The sequence below is a fragment of the Sphingobacterium sp. ML3W genome, from assembly GCF_029542085.1.
Lineage (GTDB): Bacteria > Bacteroidota > Bacteroidia > Sphingobacteriales > Sphingobacteriaceae > Sphingobacterium.
On record NZ_CP107036.1, the window covers coordinates 4,966,463 to 4,983,412 of the forward strand.

The window sequence follows — 16,950 nt, forward strand, 5'->3', positions numbered from 1 at the left end:
ATAAAATGTTAAGCATTAAAAATTTACATGCGTCTGTAGAAGACAAACAAATATTAAAGGGATTAAACCTAGAAGTTAAAGCAGGGGAAGTCCACGCTATTATGGGACCTAATGGAGCTGGAAAAAGTACTTTAGGTAATGTATTGGCTGGACGTGAATCATACGAAGTGAGTGAAGGTTCTGCTTTATTGGATGGAGTAGATCTATTGGATCTTTCTCCAGAAGACCGTGCCCGTGAGGGTTTGTTCCTAGCGTTCCAATATCCTGTTGAAATCCCTGGTGTATCGAATATCAATTTCCTGAAGACAGCAGTGAATGATATCCGTGAATATAAAGGTTTGCCTCCGATGGAAGCGAAAGAGTTCTTACAAATGGTAAAAGACAAGCAAAAGCTGGTTGAATTTTCAGCCAACTTAGCTAACCGTTCGCTGAATGAAGGATTTTCTGGTGGTGAGAAAAAACGTAACGAGATTTTTCAGCTGGCGATGTTAAATCCTAAATTGTCAATTTTGGATGAGACAGATTCAGGCTTGGATATCGATGCACTTCGCATTGTCGCAAATGGTGTGAATGAGTTGCGTTCTAAAGACAATGCTTTTATTGTCATCACACACTACCAACGTTTATTGGATTATATCGTTCCAGATTTTGTTCACGTATTATACAATGGTCGTATCGTGAAATCAGGCCCTAAAGAATTGGCTTTAGAGCTAGAAGAAAAAGGATACGATTGGTTAAAAGAATATGATACACAAAACGCCTAATCTTTTACACCGGTAAAATAGGAGTGGAAGAGAATTTTGGCGATTTGATTAAAAAATAACATGAGTACATTAGTTTCAGAATCATTACTTCAACAAGTGTTGGGAGCTTTTAAAGAGCAAGGTGTTTCAGACGAACCTGCTTTCTTTACAGAGGCACGTCAACAAGCATTCGAACGTTTCGAAGCAGCAGGCTTTCCCACAGTTAAGAATGAAGAATGGAAATATACAAACATCCACAGTATTATCAATAAGCCCTATGCGCTTGATGTAGATGTGGATATCGAGGGCTTGGATTTTAGTGCGGGAGAGATTCCAAATTTGGATGCGTACCGTATTATTCTGGTTAATGGCCAGTACGTATTGGCGGTGAGTGAGCTGGAAAAGGTAAAAGGACTTGTTGTTATTCCAATGGATGACGCTGTTGCTGAACCTGCATTTCAAGCGCATTTTGCGAAGTACGCTGATAAATCTGATAATATCATGGTGGCGCTTAACACAGCTGCTTTTACCAATGGTGTATTCATACATTTGAAAAAAGGTGTTGTACTTGATAAGCCTATACAGATTATTCACGTCGCTACAGGAACAGAAGATTTCTTTGCGCAAACACGGAATTTGGTTGTTGTTGAAGCTAACGCTGAACTTGAATTGATCGAAAGCTTTATCACTGCAGATGGTGCCGCAAGCAATGTGCATAATAAAGTTTCAGAGATTGTCGTAAAAGAGAATGCTAAAGTTCAACATTACTATCTTCAAGTGGCTCAATCTGTAAGCCGTTACTTTAATCATACGGAAGTATACCAAGAGAAATACAGTCTTTATAATAACTACAACTGTAATTTCCCAGGTGCATCTTTTATCCGTAACAATATTAATGTGCGTCTGGATGCAGAAAATGTAGAAAGTCATTTGTACGGTATTAACCTGACCGCAGGGGATCAATTGGTCGATAATCACACTGTCGTAGATCATCTTAAACCACATTGTGAATCATACGAATGGTATAAAAATATCACGCAAGATAAATCTACAGCTGTTTTCAACGGAAAAATCTTTGTTCGGGAGGATGCACAAAAAACTAATGCTTTCCAACAGAACAATAATATGTTGATGTCCGATAGTTCAGCGGTTTATACAAAGCCCCAACTGGAGATTTTTGCAGATGATGTGAAATGTTCACACGGATGTACGATCGGTCAGTTTGATAATGAAGCTTTGTTTTATTTGAGAGCACGCGGAATTGGTGAGGAGTCAGCACGTATTCTTCTTGTGCATGCTTTCGCATTTGACGTAACAACTCGTTTTTCAAATGAGGTTGTTCGGAGATATGTGGAAGAATTGGTCGAAGAAAGTTTAAGAACGAACTAAACTAAATCACACAAACTATAAATAGGATAAGGCGTTTACTGATTCGGTAAACGCCTTATTTTTTTGATAAAGATTCCTTTTTTGGTCTTTTTCTTTTACTTTTGTAGTGCTATGTACATGTCTTTATATACAACTTACGCTTATAAACCTTGGGTTTTATAGCTCATTTACGTTTTTAAAATCTTAATAGAACGCATCCGTTCACGAAACGAATGGCTTGTTTCATACTGAGATATCAAAAAGCCAGCTTTAACTGATTTGATATTCGGGAAAGAGCTTCCTTCTATTTTCCTTCGTTGGTTCGGCGTGCGTAATAACGTTTTATTTCAATGTGTTGGTCATTCTTGATCATACACCTGTTGTATTTTATATAAAATTTTATGGGAAAAAATAACTGGTTTCGTACCTATAGTTATATATGGACTGGGCAATTTATCTCTTTGCTGTCTAGTTCAGCTGTCAACTTTTCGATCATGATATGGTTGAGTTTAACGCACAAGTCTGCTGAAGTATTGGCTTTTGCTGCTATCGCAGGCTTATTGCCACAAGCGATCATCGGGCCATTTGCTGGTGTCTATATTGATCGATGGGATAGAAAGAAAGTCATGATCTTTGCAGATGGCTTTATTGCACTCTGTACATTAGGTATGACCTTTGTACTCAAAAGTGATGGTGCCAATATGTTTCTGATTTATCTGTTAATGGCCTGTCGTTCGATCGGTTCAGCATTTCACTCGCCAGCCATGCAGGCAATTGCGCCACTTCTCGTTCCGGAAGATAAATTATTGCGTGTTTCAGGTATTAATCAGATGCTACAGTCGGTAAGTAGTATTGCAGGTCCCGCATTGGGAACATTGGCTATTAGCTATTTTCCTATTTCGAGTGTCTTGTATCTGGATGTTATCGGTGCCGCAATAGCTATTACATCTTTGCTCTTTGTGACTATCCCACACTTGTCCCGTTCTGATGTGAAACCTACTATTGCTGCCGTTTTGGATGATCTTAAACAGGGAATGCGTGCTATCTATCATAATAAAGGGCTGAAAATGTTGTTTCTATATGCCATGGTGGCGACTTTCTTTATTATGCCTGTTGCCATTATGTTTCCCTTGTTGACGATTGGTCATTATGGCGGTGGAAAGTGGGAGATGAGTATTATTGAGATTATTTGGGGAATAGGTATGCTTGTTGGAGGCAGTTTTTTGGGACTTGCAAAAGTGTCTCTATCAAAAGTAGTATTAGTAAACAGCATGCATATTGTATTGGGGATAACCTTTGCGCTATCGGGGTGGTTTCCTTCGACCTGGTTTATTCCATTTGTCATCATGACAGGTTTAGGCGGAGTTTCAATGTCTATCTTCTCGGCATCATTTATGACAATTATTCAAGAGCAGGTTCCAGTAGAAATGTTGGGGCGTGTTTTCTCGCTTTATTTTAGCATAGCAATATTACCGAGTATGATAGGACTTCTTTTTACAGGCTTTATCGCAGACGCAATCGGAGTGGCAACAGCTTTTATTATTGCAGGTCTTATTGTTGTATTGGTGGGCTTGTTGTCTTTTTTCAACAGCTCAATTATGAGCTTGGGGGAAGGGCGTAAATTAAGCTAAAAGAATAAATAAAAAAAGCTTCCAAATTTTGGAAGCTTTTTTTATTTGGAGCGAAAGACGAGATTCGAACTCGCGACCCCAACCTTGGCAAGGTTGTGCTCTACCAACTGAGCTACTTTCGCGTTGATGCTACAAAAGTAAGGCATTTCTTCTTATTCTGCAAGAGAAAAAGTAAAAAATCTTAACATAAATCAATTGCATCGACACAATTAATTCCATCTATAGCCGCCGAAATAATACCCCCTGCATAGCCTGCTCCCTCCCCGCAAGGGTAAAGTCCTTTGACCTGAGGATGTTGCAGATTTTCTTTGTTTCGAGGTATACGTATGGGTGAAGATGTCCTCGATTCTACACCGACCAAAATCGCATCATTTGTATAATACCCTTTCATCTTTTTTCCAAATATTGGTAAGGCACCACGAAGAGCTTCATGCACAAAAGCTGGTAAAACCTCCCTCAAGTCTGCCGAAGATGTTCCTGGTTTGTACGAATTTTCGGGTAGGTCCATTGAGACCCTTCCCTCCACGAAGTCAACCATTCGTTGTGCGGGGGCAACAAGACTTCCTCCACCAACCTCGAAAGCTTTGCGTTCAATTTGCTTCTGAAAATCAAGTAAAGCAAAGGGATCATTTAGTGCATTAGGTACATCTTCGAGATTGATCTGAATAACGGTGCCTGAATTGGCATGTGGATTATTACGTTTGGAAGGAGACCATCCGTTGACCACGATTTCATTACGGTCTGTTGCACAAGGAGCGATAACGCCACCAGGGCACATACAGAATGAGAATACACCACGATCATTAACCTGTTCGACCAGACTATAATAGGCTGGGGGTAAATGCTCACTTCTGACCTGGCAATGGTATTGTGCCTGATCGATAATAGCCTGTGGGTGTTCTATGCGGACGCCTAGCGCAAAGGCTTTTGCTTCGATCAGCCAGTTGTTGCGATGAAACAGTTCAAAAATATCCCTTGCGGAGTGGCCTGTCGCCACGATAACATGATCAGCTTTGATTTCCTCCCCACTGGCTAATTTTACACCACGGACCTGACCAAAGGATTCCAAAATATTATCTACACGTTGGTCGAAAAGAAATTCCCCGCCAAATTCGACCACACTTTCCCGCATCGCCTCAATAATATGAGGAAGCTTGTTTGTGCCGATATGGGGGCGGGCATTTACTAAGATGTCTGTTGTCGCTCCATGAGATACAAAAAGCTTAAGAACTTTGTCTACGTCCCCCCGTTTATTGGAGCGGGTATAAAGCTTCCCGTCTGAATAAGTTCCTGCACCACCTTCTCCAAAACAGTAGTTTGATTCAGGGTTTACAATACCTTCGCGGTTCAGTTTCGCAAGGTCACGTCTTCGGTCCTGTACTTTTTTTCCTCTTTCGATGACAATCGGTCTGAGACCACGTTCAATACAGCGAATTGCCGCAAATAAGCCAGCAGGGCCAGCACCAACGATAATGACCGGTTTGCCATCCTGTACAGATTTAAAGTGGTTTTCATAAATCTCGGGTAGCGGGAGCTCGTCGATATAATAAATGACCCTTGCTCGATAGACCACCTGTTTACTGCGGGCATCGATAGAACGTTTACGGATTTTATAACCTTTGACCTGTTGTGGTTTCAGACGTAGGGCTTTTACGCCTTGTTGTAGAATATATTGCTCATCTTCGATTTTTTCAGGAAGGATAGCAATCTCAATTTCTTTTTGCATAAGATAAAGGGCTGGGTTTTTATCCCAAAACCGCGACAAAGTTACGGAATATTGGCTGTTTGCCGATTTGGAAATAAAAATATTCTTATCTTAGTAAGAGCTTGGTATATGCTTTGATAGTGTAACCGTATAATTTGAATAGTATTTAATTCTTTGAACAATGAAAATGAAAAGATTTTTAGTAGCCCTATGCGGTTTATTTGCATTAGTATCATTAAACTCATGTGGTTACAATACGATGGTTTCTCAAGATGAGAACGTCAAAGGGAAATGGGCACAGGTTGAAAATGCTTACCAGCGCCGCGCTGATTTGGTGCCAAACTTGGTGAATACTGTCAAAGGTGCAGCAAAACACGAAGAGAGCACATTGACGGCAGTGGTTGAAGCGAGAGCTAAGGCAACATCTGTTACAATTAATGCAGATGACTTAACAGAAGAGAATATTGCGAAGTTTCAAAAAGTCCAAGATCAATTCAGTGGTTCTTTGAGCCGTCTATTGGCTTCGGTAGAGGCATATCCAGACTTGAAGGCAAATCAAAACTTCTTGGAATTACAGGCTCAATTGGAAGGTACAGAAAACCGTATCTCGACTGAACGCAGATCATATAACGAGGCTGTACAGCAATTTAATACGACTGTACGCAGCTTTCCAAATAATTTAATGGCTGGTATGTTTGGATTTAAAGCTAAGGGAACATTTACTGCTGCCCCCGGCTCGGACAAAGCGCCGACCGTATCATTCTAATAATACCTTTGTTAGAAATACACGATATAATGGATGATGCGGCTTGCGTATGGGCCCTTCATCCATTTTTTATACAGAATGTTTTATAGGTAAGTGTTTGCCCGATGGCTTAGTCAGACAGACGAACGCACTAATGCGAACATAAATGAAGATATATTATGGCTTTAAATGCTGAGGAACAAGAAAGAGTCGTCCATGCCATCAATGTGGCTGAAAACGAAACATCGGGAGAAATTCGTGTTGTGATAGAAAATCATTGTCCCGATGAGGTTCACGATCGTGCAACGTACTATTTTTCCAAATTGGGCATGCATAAAACCGTGCTAAAAAATGGCGTGCTTATTTACATCGCATTGGAGGATCATAAATTTTCTATCATTGGTGATAAAGGTATCAACCAACGGGTGGAAAGCGACTTTTGGAATTGTACGAAAGATCTTATGGTCGAAGAATTCCGTATGGATAAAATTGTTGAAGGCCTAGTGAAGGGAATTGAACATGCGGGCAAACAATTAGCGAAATTTTTTCCCAGGGAACATGATGATATCAATGAACTTCCAAATGATATTGTTTTCGGTGATCGCTAGTCAATAAAAAAATATAACTTATGTCGAAATTATTTTCTCGGGTTCGGATTCCAGTCATGGTGATGGTGCTGTGGGCACTGACCCTCATGACTGCAATAGGGCAGGATTTTCCAGAGACACCCAATAAACTTGTCAACGATTATACAAACACATTGACAGCCAGTCAAAAACAGCAACTGGAGCAAAAATTGTTGGCATTTGAGGATTCTACTTCTACACAGATAGCTGTTGTTGTGATGAACTCTACCGGAGGTTATGATATCTCAGATTATGCGGTCCGGCTGGCGAAGAAGTGGGGTGTCGGTAATAAAAAATACAGTAATGGTATTTTATTATTAGCGGCATTGGGCGACCGGGCTGTTACCATTCAGACTGGTTACGGGATTGAAGGAGCTGTCCCAGATGCGATAGCCTATCGTATTATTGAAAATGATATCAAGCCAGCGTTTCGTCAGGGTGATTATTATGGTGGAGTTGACAAAGCGACGAATTCCCTGATTTCGTATGCAAAAGGAGAATATAAAGCTGATCCTAAACAGCCTAGTGGTGGTGGATCGGGATCAATTATATTTGTCATCATTGTCGTAATATTTCTTGTTGTGCTATTTTCAAATCGAGGTGGAGGAGGAAAGGGCGGTGGTCGTGTGATGAATGGTCGTGGCTCGTCCGATATTTTCTGGTGGACCTTGCTTAATGGTCTTGGTGGTGGCGGCCGAGGCGGTGACGGCGGATTCGGTGGTGGATCTGGAGGTGGATTCGGTGGATTTGGCGGCGGCGATTTCGGAGGCGGTGGTGCTTCAGGACGTTGGTAACAACTTTGCTAAATAATGTTAAATAGCATGTCAGTGCAAAGGAAATGTTTTACATTTATGGGAAGTATATAATTATGAAAAAGGGAATATTAATGGGTTTAAGCTTTTTACCAGCCTTATTGATGGCACAAGAAAGCTATACGGTAACAGGAAAAGTGAATGCAGCTTCTGACAAAGCCAAAGTATTTTTGCAGTATCCTAATAATGGTACACGTCAGTTGGATTCAGCAGCTGTCGTTAAAGGTGAATTTAAATTCAACGGTCAGGTAGCTTCACCAACTAAAGGTGTAATGATTTATTCTCCTGATGGACTTTCTTTTGGAGAACTAAGAGGTGCTCAAAAGCAACCTGAAACAGCACAATTGTATTTATCTAAAGGTGTGATCAAAGTTGATGCATCCAAAGGATTTAAAGATGCTTTGGTAACAGGTACAGCAATCAATGATGATTTTACCCAATACAAAACTTTTGTAAAACCTCATACAGATGCATATGAGGCATTAAACCAGCAATATTTTGCGGCATCTGAAGCTCAAAAACAAGATCCAAAATTTATTGAGGGGTTGCAAAAGCAAGCTGGTGAGATTTCTGAAAAGATGGAAAAATCTGACGCTGAATTTATTAATAAGAACCCAAAAAGCTGGTATACATTGGATCTATTGGCGGAAAATGTAAGTGGTGAAAATGTGAATGAATATGTGGCTTCTTTTGAGAAATTGACTCCTGAGCTGAAAAATTCGGAGAAAGGTAAAGAACTTGCTGAACGTATTCAAAAATTGAAAGCAGTGGCTGTTGGTTCACTAGCGCCAGATTTTACATTGCCTGATACGACTGGTAACAATGTTTCTTTATCTTCGTTGAGAGGAAAATATGTCTTGTTGGATTTCTGGGCAAGCTGGTGTGGACCTTGTCGTCATGAAAACCCGAATGTTGTTGCGGCATTCAATAAGTTTAAAGACAAAGGATTTACAGTTTTTGGTGTTTCCTTGGATAATCCTGGTAAGAAAGATGCTTGGATGAAAGCAATCCATGATGATAATTTGCAGCAATGGCCGCATGTATCCGATTTACAAGGTTGGAAATCTGCTCCTGTTAAATTATATGAGGTGCGTGGAATTCCGCAAAACTTCTTAATTGATCCTTCAGGCAAAATTGTTGCTTCTAATCTAAGAGGAGAAGCTTTGGAAGCTAAATTAGCAGAATTGTTGAAATAGTCTGATCTTACAGTCTAAGACTGCGCTATTCAAAAACACTTATTTAAAATCTTTTATTTATGAGAGATTTTAAATAAGTGTTTTTTGTTAAGGGTTTGCCTACATATCTTTTCTTTAACTTTGTTTAAGAAATTGATTTGGGTTTCTCCCCTTTAAGCTGTTGAGGGGCGAATGGATGCTTTGGAGGGAACCGATCAAGTAAGAGACAAGAGGGATGATTTTTTTGCGATTGTCGATTTACATCTGTCAGGCGATCGAATTTGGGTGATTTGTAGGGATGAAATCGAGCAGGAAATAATCTTGACCTGAGAATAACTACTCAGGTCTTCATAAGTAATCAAACCGGGTGTAGTAGTACACTCAGACAATAATAAAATGAGAAAGAAACTGATTGTGGTGATGGCTTTGGCTATATGTGCTGTTGCCTGTAATTCGAAGAAAGAAAATGGCGTCCCTGTGGTTAACCTGGAAGCCCTCAGTGCAATTCCATTAGATCATTCTATTGATACACTGGCTAAAGGAACAGCATTTATAGATGTGACATTACCCCCCAATGCACGTATAGATGAGTTGTCGCAACAGGAACTAGGCTTGTTGAAGGCTGCTGCCTATCGCTTCTATCATCATGTAACGTTAACGGACAACCAGTATAAGGTTAATATCAAAGACCCGAAATCCTTACATATTTCAGATCAGGTTGTCAAAGCCTATGAGCAGGCAATTCTAAATACCAATCATTTTGCCGATTCAATGGCTAAGGTTGGACAGACCATTCAATTACCTGTTGTAAATGAAGAATATCTAAATAATTTGCTGAAATAGTTGTCTCAAAAGAAGATAAAAAAGATATTGAGACGGGAGTATAGTACTAAGAATTCATAAAAAAACGGTGTATCCAAGTTTGTTGGACACACCGTTTTTTTCTTTAGTTTTATTTGTATCTCCTACAGTTGGTTTTCAGATATTCAACTTTTACAGGAAGTACTTCTATTTTTTTGCAGCTTCGTTTTCTTAAATCCCAATTTGGAAACCTGTCTTTTTATAGCGAAAGAATCTCAATGATACGGAGTAGATCCTCATTAAGTTTGACGTTATGTTTAATAGCGCTCTTAAAGGGAGTGAATCTGATTTCACTACAGATTAGTCCCGCCATTTCACCTCTACGGCCTGCGACAAGCGCTTCTACTGCGGCAACACCAAGTCTGCTTGCCAGTACACGGTCCATGCATGTTGGGCTACCACCACGTTGGATGTGACCTAAAATAGAAAGCCTTACATCATAATGCGGGAAATTTTCTTTTATTTTTTCCGAAACGATCATTCCACCTTCTTTGTCCCCTTCAGCAACGATAATAATACGTGAAGATTTGTTCTTACGGCTCTTATCCAATCTTTTCATGATTGCATCGTAATCAACCTCAAATTCAGGAACCAATACCGCTTCGGCTCCGGTACTTATACCAGAACGGATGGCGATCAAGCCAGAGTCACGTCCCATAACCTCTATAATAAAAACACGATCGTGAGACTCCGCAGTGTCACGGATCTTATCTACCGCTTGAATAACGGTGTTTATTGCTGTATCATAGCCAATGGTAAAATCAGTTCCGGCCAGATCATTGTCGATTGTACCTGGTAGACCGATAATTGGGAAGTCAAACTCGTCAATGAATTTTGACGCGCCTGTAAATGTTCCGTCACCACCGATGACAACCATCGCGTCAATTTCATGGCTACGTAAGTTATCATAAGCTTGTTTACGGCCTTCTAGGGTCTTGAAAGCCTCACTGCGCGCAGTTTTTAGGATTGTGCCACCACGTTGTATGATATTGGCCACGGATTTGGCATCCATAGGAAAAATTTCTCCATTGACCAAACCATCATAGCCCCTGCGTACACCAAATACCTCAAGATTGTTAAAGATACCCGCTCTCACTACAGCGCGAATACCAGCATTCATTCCTGGAGCATCGCCTCCAGATGTCAAAACAGCAATTTTTTTAATGTTACTCATACGTACTCAAACTTAGCGATTTTTGCGCTTAAATACAATTATATTTCCGTTATAAAAAGTTCTGAATCGCTTAAAAGTGCTTAAATAATTGCCTTCTGCTGTGCAATTAATCTAAGCGAGTAGCAAACTTCATGTAAACTTTACAATGCGGCTGTATCAAAATTAGATTTTCCTGAATAGGCTCTAAATAAAGATTGGAGGCTTTGTTCAATCAAATGGAAAACGGACCAAAAATTCAATTAGGAATTTGGTCCGTTTTCTGATCTTTTAGTCATTTTATTGGAGTAGCCCAACTTTGATACCGATTTACAATCAAAGTTTTCAATTAGGAGACAGTCCCATTTAAACAGCTTTAACAGGAGCTAACTTACTTTTTCGCTTTAAAAGCATCAATTCCACTCTGTAAAAAAGCCTTGTATTGTTCAATATTTCTATTTGCACCAGATTGAGGTACTAATACCTTACCTGAGGCATCCACGATCACATATAAGGGTTGTGAATTGCTATTGAACGTCGATGCCTGAAAATCACTGTTTTTATTGCCGATTGTTTTAATTTTCTTGCCGCTATATTTGGAAACAAATTGTTCGTTAGCAGGTAATTCTGTTTTATCATCAACAAACAGTTCGGCCATAACAAATTCTTCTTTTAATAGCTTGGCAACAGCGGGGTCGGTCCATACGTTCGCTTCCATCTCTCGACAATTGACACAATTCCATCCCGTAAAATCTATTAATACAGGTTTGTTCAGCTCTTTTGCAGTTTCCAGAGCTTGATCATAATCGTAGTATGGATCAAATCCTTTTGGAGTACCACGCTCATGGAAGATTTCCGCATATTTTTTTACCTTGCCATCACTGTGAGCTGCTGTGCTTGCCACTCCAGCCGAAAGGTCGAAGTCCTGTGTCGCAGAAGGCGGTAAGAAAGCGGAGATCGATTTCAATGGTGCCCCCCAAAGACCAGGGATCATATAAACAACAAAAGAGAATACAATGATTGCCAGTAAGGTTCGCGGTACAGAAAGGAATTTTAGTTCACTATCATGCGAAAACTTGATCTTCCCTATAAGATATAAGCCCATGAGACCAAATATGGCAATCCACAAGGATAGGAATACCTCCCGATCCAACCAATTCCAGTGATAAGCCAGGTCTACATTGGACAAAAACTTTAAGGCCAAGGCAAGTTCTAAAAATCCAAGAACTACTTTTACTGAATTGAGCCATCCACCCGATTTGGGCAATGACTTTAACATGGAAGGAAACATGGCGAATAGACCGAAAGGAATCGCTAATGCAATAGAAAAACCCAACATACCGATCGCTGGGCCCAAACGTTCACCTTTTGATGCGGCCTCAACAAGTAAGGTGCCGATGATCGGACCTGTACAGGAAAAGGATACAAGTGATAGGCTGAATGCCATAAAGAAAAGTCCAATAAGGCCCCCTTTATCTGATTTGGCATCCATTTTATTAACAAAAGAACTTGGTAGTGTGATTTCGAAAGCACCAAAGAATGATGCCGCAAAAACAACGAGCAATAGAAAAAATAGGAAATTGAATATCCCATTGGTCGATAAGGCATTAAGCGCATCCGAGCCAAAAGCAATTGTGATAATCATTCCGAGCGCCACATAGATCACAATGATAAAAAGACCATAGAGTAGCGCTTTGCTAATACCGCTCGCGCGAGTACCGGATTGTTTGGTGAAGTAGCTCACTGTCAGCGGTAACATTGGGAATATACATGGCATCAGGAGTGCGGCAAAACCGCCAATTAATCCTGCGATAAAAATACTCCAAAGAGATTTTTTTCCAGTATCTGAATTACCGGATGGAATATTTGTTACTGCCTTATCCAATTTGCTGCTATCTTGACTCAGGGTTGTATCTGGAGCATCTGAAAAAGCCAAGTCGTCAGGTACAGTCTCCACTGTAGGTGTAGTATCAGGTGAAGATTCAAATTGAAGCCCTTCTGTACTCGTTAGACTGTCTTGTTGAAATGCAAAAGCCGTCGTTGTAAGCGAGAGGCTGAAAAAAGCAATTAAAAGTAGAATAAATGTGTTTTTTAACATGCGTATCTGTTTCTGATGTCAGTTTCAAAAATAAAAAAAGGCGATGAGAATCGCCTTATTATTTTATCCGTGTATGATCATTTTTACTATTTGATTGTCACAGCAAAAGCATATTCGTCAGGAGGAAGACATTGTGATGCATCACAAGCTTGCCATTCGACAGTACCTTTCACTGTTGCAGTACCTTTATTCAACTTTACTTTTTGTTGAAAGATCACTTCATTTGTAAAGTAACCAACATCCATTTTAAACACTTCCTCGTGCTTTACTTTTGGTTTTGGCTCAGCAGTTTTACCAACTAATGCGTATTCAGCAGCTTTTGTGAAATTGAAAGAAGTTGGAATAGGTCCACCATCTTTTACATTTTGAGAATAAATGTGCCAACCGTTTTGGATTGTTCCTTTGACATAGACAACAGCTTCATTGTTGTTCAGTTTCTTACTGGCTACAGTCCATTTTACAGGTTTGTGAATTTGAGCGAAGGCTCCAGTAACTGCGAAAATTACTGCAGTTATTAACAATACTAATTTTTTCATTTTCCTAAATAATTATTGCAGTTCGTTATACACCTTTGATCACTAAAGTTGATAAAGGTTTAATTTATCCACTTTACAAATTTAGCATATTCTAAAATGGTTTATCTGTATTTAGTGTAAAGATTAGGATATAAGATGGCGTATCTCTTTGACGTTAAACTTCTGCAATTTGTTGTCAATAAGCACTCGTAATTGACCATCAATTCCCACAGCCTTGATGATCCCAGTCTTTTTCTCGCCTGCGATTAAAAATGGGCGCTCCAGGTCTCTCCAAAATAGTGACTCATTGTAACGGTCTAATATAGGCTGCCAGGATTGGGTGAAGAGGTTGTTGTATTCCTTTTGGATACATTCAAAAAGCTCGACGGCCAGGTCCTTTATGACATAATCGGCTTTGTTTGTAAGAACAGCTAACGAAGTAATTGTTGTCGCTGTGTCAAAATTGACTTGATTAATATTAATGCCGATTCCGACAATAGACGCTTCAATTTTATTTCCCTTTAATTTATTTTCTATAAGGATGCCTACTATTTTTTTGTTGCCGACATAAATGTCATTTGGCCATTTTACGGTCACATCCTGCTCAGTCTTGCGTTTAAGCCAGTTGACTACAGCGATTGCAACTGTCGCTGAGAGCGCAAATTGTTGTACTATTGATAAGAAATGCGGTTTTAAAAGAATTGATGTGGTCAGGTTTTTCCCTGGTTCGCTGACCCAGGTGCTCCCTCGTTGCCCTTTTCCCTGAAACTGTTCTCCTGCTAAAATGGCAGTGCCCTCTGCGAGTGGCTTGAAATTTGACAATAATTCTCTTAAATAATCGTTTGTAGAGGCAACTTTGTCAAGATATATTGTATTTTGACCGATGATAAGTCCCGAAATATTGTTATTTTGCAAACTGAAAGTATTAAATAAATATTAAGTCAAAACTATCATATTTTTTAATGAGTAAAAATAAAAGTTCAGAATTGTCGCAACGTCTATCAGAAATTATCGTTCATGGTATGCAGGAAAAGAAAGCAAACGAGATTGTTCGTTTGGATTTAAGAGATCTTCACAGTTCTGTTTCTGATTATTTTGTGATTTGCCATGCCGACTCCAACATTCAGGTTAACGCTATTGCCAAGAGTGTAGAGGAGGAAGTCTATAAGGCTTTTGGTCAGGAACCCCAATATAAAGAAGGACAATCAAATGGAGAGTGGTTGATTTTGGATTTTGTGGATGTGGTTGTACATATCTTTAAGACCGAAAAAAGAGCGCATTATGCAATCGAGGATTTGTGGGGAGATGCACAAGTTCAGCATTTCCAAAGTGCTTAATAACAGCCTCAATTCAATAATTTATACAGAAAATATAATTACGATATAATGAAAAAAATCCCAAGTAGTAAGGTAAGCCCGAAGCCGCCAAAATTCAATTTTGTGTGGCTTATGATTGCCATGTTTTTAGGTTTTTTTGCCTTGCAATATGTTTTTGGAGAAAACCCGGCTAAGGAAATTAGCTATAGTGATTTTGAAACACGCATGTTAAAAACCGGCGCTGTTGAGCGTCTGGAAGCATATAAGAAAAATGATCTTGTCGAGGTAGAAGTCTATCTAAAGAAGGGCTGGAAAGATAATCCCAATTTTAAAGACGTAACCAAGAGTAATGATCCAATTCCAAGTCTTGCTGGTCAAGAGGAAACAGGTCCGCAGTATATCTTCAAGGATGCCTCAGCAGAGGTTCTAGAAAAGAAATTAGCTGCATCCCAGGCTGAACTGGCGCCAGGAACACCTAAAGTGCAATTAAAATATGCCGATCGTTCTAATCCTTGGGCGAGCTGGTTTGTGACATTTATGTTGCCGTTGTTAGTATTGGCAGCAATCTGGATCTTCTTGATGCGCCGTATGGGCGGTGGTGCTGGTGGTGGCGGTGGTGCGATATTTAATATCGGCAAATCCAAAGCACAGTTATTCGATAAAGAATCACAAATCAATATCACCTTTAATGATGTCGCAGGTTTAGAAGAAGCAAAACAAGAGGTAATGGAAATTGTGGATTTCTTGAAAAATCCGCGTAAGTACACGAATTTAGGGGGTAAAATCCCAAAAGGAGCATTACTGGTAGGCCCTCCGGGAACAGGTAAGACCTTATTGGCAAAAGCTGTTGCAGGTGAAGCACAGGTGCCTTTTTTCTCACTATCTGGTTCAGACTTCGTAGAGATGTTTGTCGGTGTGGGCGCTTCACGTGTCCGTGATTTGTTCAAACAAGCCAAAGAAAAAGCTCCATGTATTATTTTTATTGACGAGATCGATGCGATCGGTCGTGCCCGTGGTAAAAATTCGATGATGGGTGGCAATGACGAACGTGAAAATACATTGAACCAGTTATTGGTGGAAATGGATGGTTTCGGTACGGATTCAGGTGTTATTATTTTAGCAGCGACAAACCGTATTGATGTATTGGACACAGCATTATTGCGTCCAGGACGTTTCGACCGTCAGATTTCTATTGATAAGCCAGATTTGATAGGTCGTGAGCATATTTTTAAAGTGCATTTAAAACCATTGAAGTTGTCAGCGGAGGTGGATGCCAAAAAATTATCGGCACAGACCCCAGGTTTTGCTGGCGCAGAGATCGCCAATGTTTGTAATGAAGCGGCGCTGATCGCTGCACGTAAAAACAAATCTGAGATAGATATGCAAGATTTTCAGGATGCCGTGGATCGTGTGATCGGTGGTCTTGAGAAAAAGAATAAAATCATTTCTCCTGAAGAGAAACGAATCGTTGCTTATCACGAGGCGGGACACGCTATTGCTGGCTGGTATTTGGAGCATGCAGATCCTTTGGTAAAAGTTTCTATCGTTCCGCGTGGAGTAGCGGCTTTGGGATATGCACAATATCTTCCTCGTGAACAATTCTTATATACAACAGAACAACTGGTAGACAGTTTATGTATGACTATGGGTGGACGTGTGGCAGAAGATATTACTTTCGGGAGAATTTCCACAGGAGCTCAGAATGACCTGGAACGTATCACGCAACTTTCTTATGCAATGATTGCCATTTATGGTATGAATGATAAGGTAGGAAATGTGTCTTTCCGTGATAGCTCAGAGGCTTCTTTTCAAAAACCATACTCTGACAAAACGGCAGAGCTGATTGATGCCGAAGTTCGTAATCTGATTACAGATGTCTATGCACGTACAAAACAACTTTTGTTGGACAAACGTGAGGGGCTGATTAAGATTGCAGAAAAGCTACTGGAAAAAGAGATCCTTTTCCAATCTGATCTTGAAGAGATATTAGGTAAGCGTCCTTTCGATACCAAGACAACTTATGATGAGTTTGTCAACGGTGCTGACGGTGGCGGTGTGCCTCAGACCGATTTACCATTGGATGTTCACCCCGAGGAGGCAACTTCAAAAGATGAACAGCGATTGGATAATCCATCATCAAATAGTTTAAACTAATTTAGATTTTACAGCGCTAGAAAAACTCTAGCGCTGTATTTATATTGCTAT

15 protein-coding genes and 1 tRNA gene are annotated in these 16,950 nt (G+C 40.0%); 10 read left to right on the forward strand and 6 right to left on the reverse strand.

The annotated features are described in order from the left end of the window. The first annotated feature begins 5 nt into the window (after positions 1–5). The 3 genes from sufC to OGI71_RS20980 all read left to right on the forward strand — a co-directional run bounded on the left by sufC (position 6) and on the right by OGI71_RS20980 (position 3,742). Complete coding sequence (gene sufC / locus OGI71_RS20970) at positions 6–764, forward strand: Fe-S cluster assembly ATPase SufC (RefSeq protein ID WP_104383566.1); 759 nt, start codon at positions 6–8, stop codon at positions 762–764. A 60-nt stretch (positions 765–824) separates the two neighbouring features. Next, positions 825–2,132, forward strand: a complete 1,308-nt coding sequence (sufD, locus tag OGI71_RS20975; protein WP_120260434.1) for a Fe-S cluster assembly protein SufD — start codon at positions 825–827, stop codon at positions 2,130–2,132. A gap of 380 nt (positions 2,133–2,512) precedes the next feature. Beyond that, complete coding sequence (locus tag OGI71_RS20980) at positions 2,513–3,742, forward strand: MFS transporter (RefSeq protein ID WP_282251664.1); 1,230 nt, start codon at positions 2,513–2,515, stop codon at positions 3,740–3,742. A gap of 46 nt (positions 3,743–3,788) precedes the next feature. On the opposite strand, the gene OGI71_RS20985 is transcribed toward OGI71_RS20980, so the two are convergent. Both OGI71_RS20985 and OGI71_RS20990 read right to left on the reverse strand, forming a co-directional pair. Next, a tRNA-Gly gene (locus OGI71_RS20985) sits at positions 3,789–3,864 on the reverse strand. 59 nt (positions 3,865–3,923) lie between these two features. After that, positions 3,924–5,468 carry an FAD-dependent protein gene (locus tag OGI71_RS20990; RefSeq protein ID WP_282251666.1) on the reverse strand — a complete coding sequence of 515 codons (1,545 nt, stop codon included), beginning with the start codon at positions 5,466–5,468 and terminating at the stop codon, positions 3,924–3,926. 166 nt (positions 5,469–5,634) lie between these two features. On the opposite strand from OGI71_RS20990, the gene OGI71_RS20995 reads away from it, so the two are divergent. The 5 genes from OGI71_RS20995 to OGI71_RS21015 all read left to right on the forward strand — a co-directional run bounded on the left by OGI71_RS20995 (position 5,635) and on the right by OGI71_RS21015 (position 9,648). Beyond that, complete coding sequence (locus OGI71_RS20995) at positions 5,635–6,213, forward strand: LemA family protein (RefSeq protein WP_120260560.1); 579 nt, start codon at positions 5,635–5,637, stop codon at positions 6,211–6,213. A 158-nt stretch (positions 6,214–6,371) separates the two neighbouring features. Further along, positions 6,372–6,800, forward strand: coding sequence for a TPM domain-containing protein (locus tag OGI71_RS21000; protein WP_310446286.1), 429 nt, complete (start codon positions 6,372–6,374; stop codon positions 6,798–6,800). 20 nt (positions 6,801–6,820) lie between these two features. Continuing rightward, positions 6,821–7,612, forward strand: a complete 792-nt coding sequence (locus OGI71_RS21005; RefSeq protein WP_282251669.1) for a TPM domain-containing protein — start codon at positions 6,821–6,823, stop codon at positions 7,610–7,612. A 74-nt stretch (positions 7,613–7,686) separates the two neighbouring features. After that, positions 7,687–8,826, forward strand: coding sequence for a TlpA disulfide reductase family protein (locus tag OGI71_RS21010; RefSeq protein WP_282251670.1), 1,140 nt, complete (start codon positions 7,687–7,689; stop codon positions 8,824–8,826). 375 nt (positions 8,827–9,201) lie between these two features. Then, positions 9,202–9,648: a hypothetical protein gene (locus OGI71_RS21015; RefSeq protein ID WP_282251671.1), complete on the forward strand. Its 447-nt coding sequence runs from the start codon at positions 9,202–9,204 to the stop codon at positions 9,646–9,648. Positions 9,649–9,865: 217 nt separating this feature from the next. Here OGI71_RS21015 and pfkA read toward each other — a convergent pair whose 3' ends face one another. The 4 genes from pfkA to OGI71_RS21035 form a co-directional block, all read right to left on the reverse strand. Beyond that, positions 9,866–10,840 carry a 6-phosphofructokinase gene (gene pfkA, locus OGI71_RS21020; protein ID WP_282251673.1) on the reverse strand — a complete coding sequence of 325 codons (975 nt, stop codon included), beginning with the start codon at positions 10,838–10,840 and terminating at the stop codon, positions 9,866–9,868. A 367-nt stretch (positions 10,841–11,207) separates the two neighbouring features. Further along, positions 11,208–12,914 (reverse strand): thioredoxin family protein, encoded by a 1,707-nt coding sequence (locus OGI71_RS21025; protein ID WP_282251674.1) that lies wholly within the window; start codon positions 12,912–12,914, stop codon positions 11,208–11,210. A gap of 86 nt (positions 12,915–13,000) precedes the next feature. Then, a complete protein-coding gene (locus OGI71_RS21030) occupies positions 13,001–13,450 on the reverse strand; it encodes a protein-disulfide reductase DsbD N-terminal domain-containing protein (RefSeq protein WP_259179608.1) in 450 nt (149 codons plus the stop codon). 123 nt (positions 13,451–13,573) lie between these two features. After that, positions 13,574–14,344, reverse strand: a complete 771-nt coding sequence (locus tag OGI71_RS21035) for a biotin--[acetyl-CoA-carboxylase] ligase (RefSeq protein ID WP_282251676.1) — start codon at positions 14,342–14,344, stop codon at positions 13,574–13,576. Between the two features lie 47 nt (positions 14,345–14,391). Here OGI71_RS21035 and rsfS point away from each other — a divergent pair, with 47 nt between their 5' ends. Together rsfS and ftsH are read left to right on the forward strand one after the other, a co-directional pair. Then, entirely contained in the window at positions 14,392–14,766 is a 375-nt protein-coding gene (rsfS, locus tag OGI71_RS21040; protein WP_104383576.1) for a ribosome silencing factor, read from the forward strand. Between the two features lie 48 nt (positions 14,767–14,814). Beyond that, positions 14,815–16,899 (forward strand): ATP-dependent zinc metalloprotease FtsH, encoded by a 2,085-nt coding sequence (gene ftsH / locus OGI71_RS21045; protein ID WP_282251677.1) that lies wholly within the window; start codon positions 14,815–14,817, stop codon positions 16,897–16,899. Positions 16,900–16,950 lie beyond the last annotated feature (51 nt).

Excerpts from the sequence above, each read along its gene's own strand:
- OGI71_RS21025 (WP_282251674.1), bottom strand. The coding sequence starts at position 12,914 with ATGTTAAAAAACACATTTATTCTACTTTTAATTGCTTTTTTCAGCCTC.
- sufD (WP_120260434.1), top strand. The coding sequence starts at position 825 with ATGAGTACATTAGTTTCAGAATCATTACTTCAACAAGTGTTGGGAGCT.
- OGI71_RS20995 (WP_120260560.1), top strand. The coding sequence starts at position 5,635 with ATGAAAAGATTTTTAGTAGCCCTATGCGGTTTATTTGCATTAGTATCA.
- OGI71_RS21005 (WP_282251669.1), top strand. The coding sequence starts at position 6,821 with ATGTCGAAATTATTTTCTCGGGTTCGGATTCCAGTCATGGTGATGGTG.
- sufC (WP_104383566.1), top strand. The coding sequence starts at position 6 with ATGTTAAGCATTAAAAATTTACATGCGTCTGTAGAAGACAAACAAATA.
- OGI71_RS21000 (WP_310446286.1), top strand. The coding sequence starts at position 6,372 with ATGGCTTTAAATGCTGAGGAACAAGAAAGAGTCGTCCATGCCATCAAT.
- OGI71_RS21010 (WP_282251670.1), top strand. The coding sequence starts at position 7,687 with ATGAAAAAGGGAATATTAATGGGTTTAAGCTTTTTACCAGCCTTATTG.
- OGI71_RS20980 (WP_282251664.1), top strand. The coding sequence starts at position 2,513 with ATGGGAAAAAATAACTGGTTTCGTACCTATAGTTATATATGGACTGGG.
- pfkA (WP_282251673.1), bottom strand. The coding sequence starts at position 10,840 with ATGAGTAACATTAAAAAAATTGCTGTTTTGACATCTGGAGGCGATGCT.
- ftsH (WP_282251677.1), top strand. The coding sequence starts at position 14,815 with ATGAAAAAAATCCCAAGTAGTAAGGTAAGCCCGAAGCCGCCAAAATTC.
- OGI71_RS21030 (WP_259179608.1), bottom strand. The coding sequence starts at position 13,450 with ATGAAAAAATTAGTATTGTTAATAACTGCAGTAATTTTCGCAGTTACT.
- OGI71_RS20990 (WP_282251666.1), bottom strand. The coding sequence starts at position 5,468 with ATGCAAAAAGAAATTGAGATTGCTATCCTTCCTGAAAAAATCGAAGAT.
- rsfS (WP_104383576.1), top strand. The coding sequence starts at position 14,392 with ATGAGTAAAAATAAAAGTTCAGAATTGTCGCAACGTCTATCAGAAATT.
- OGI71_RS21015 (WP_282251671.1), top strand. The coding sequence starts at position 9,202 with ATGAGAAAGAAACTGATTGTGGTGATGGCTTTGGCTATATGTGCTGTT.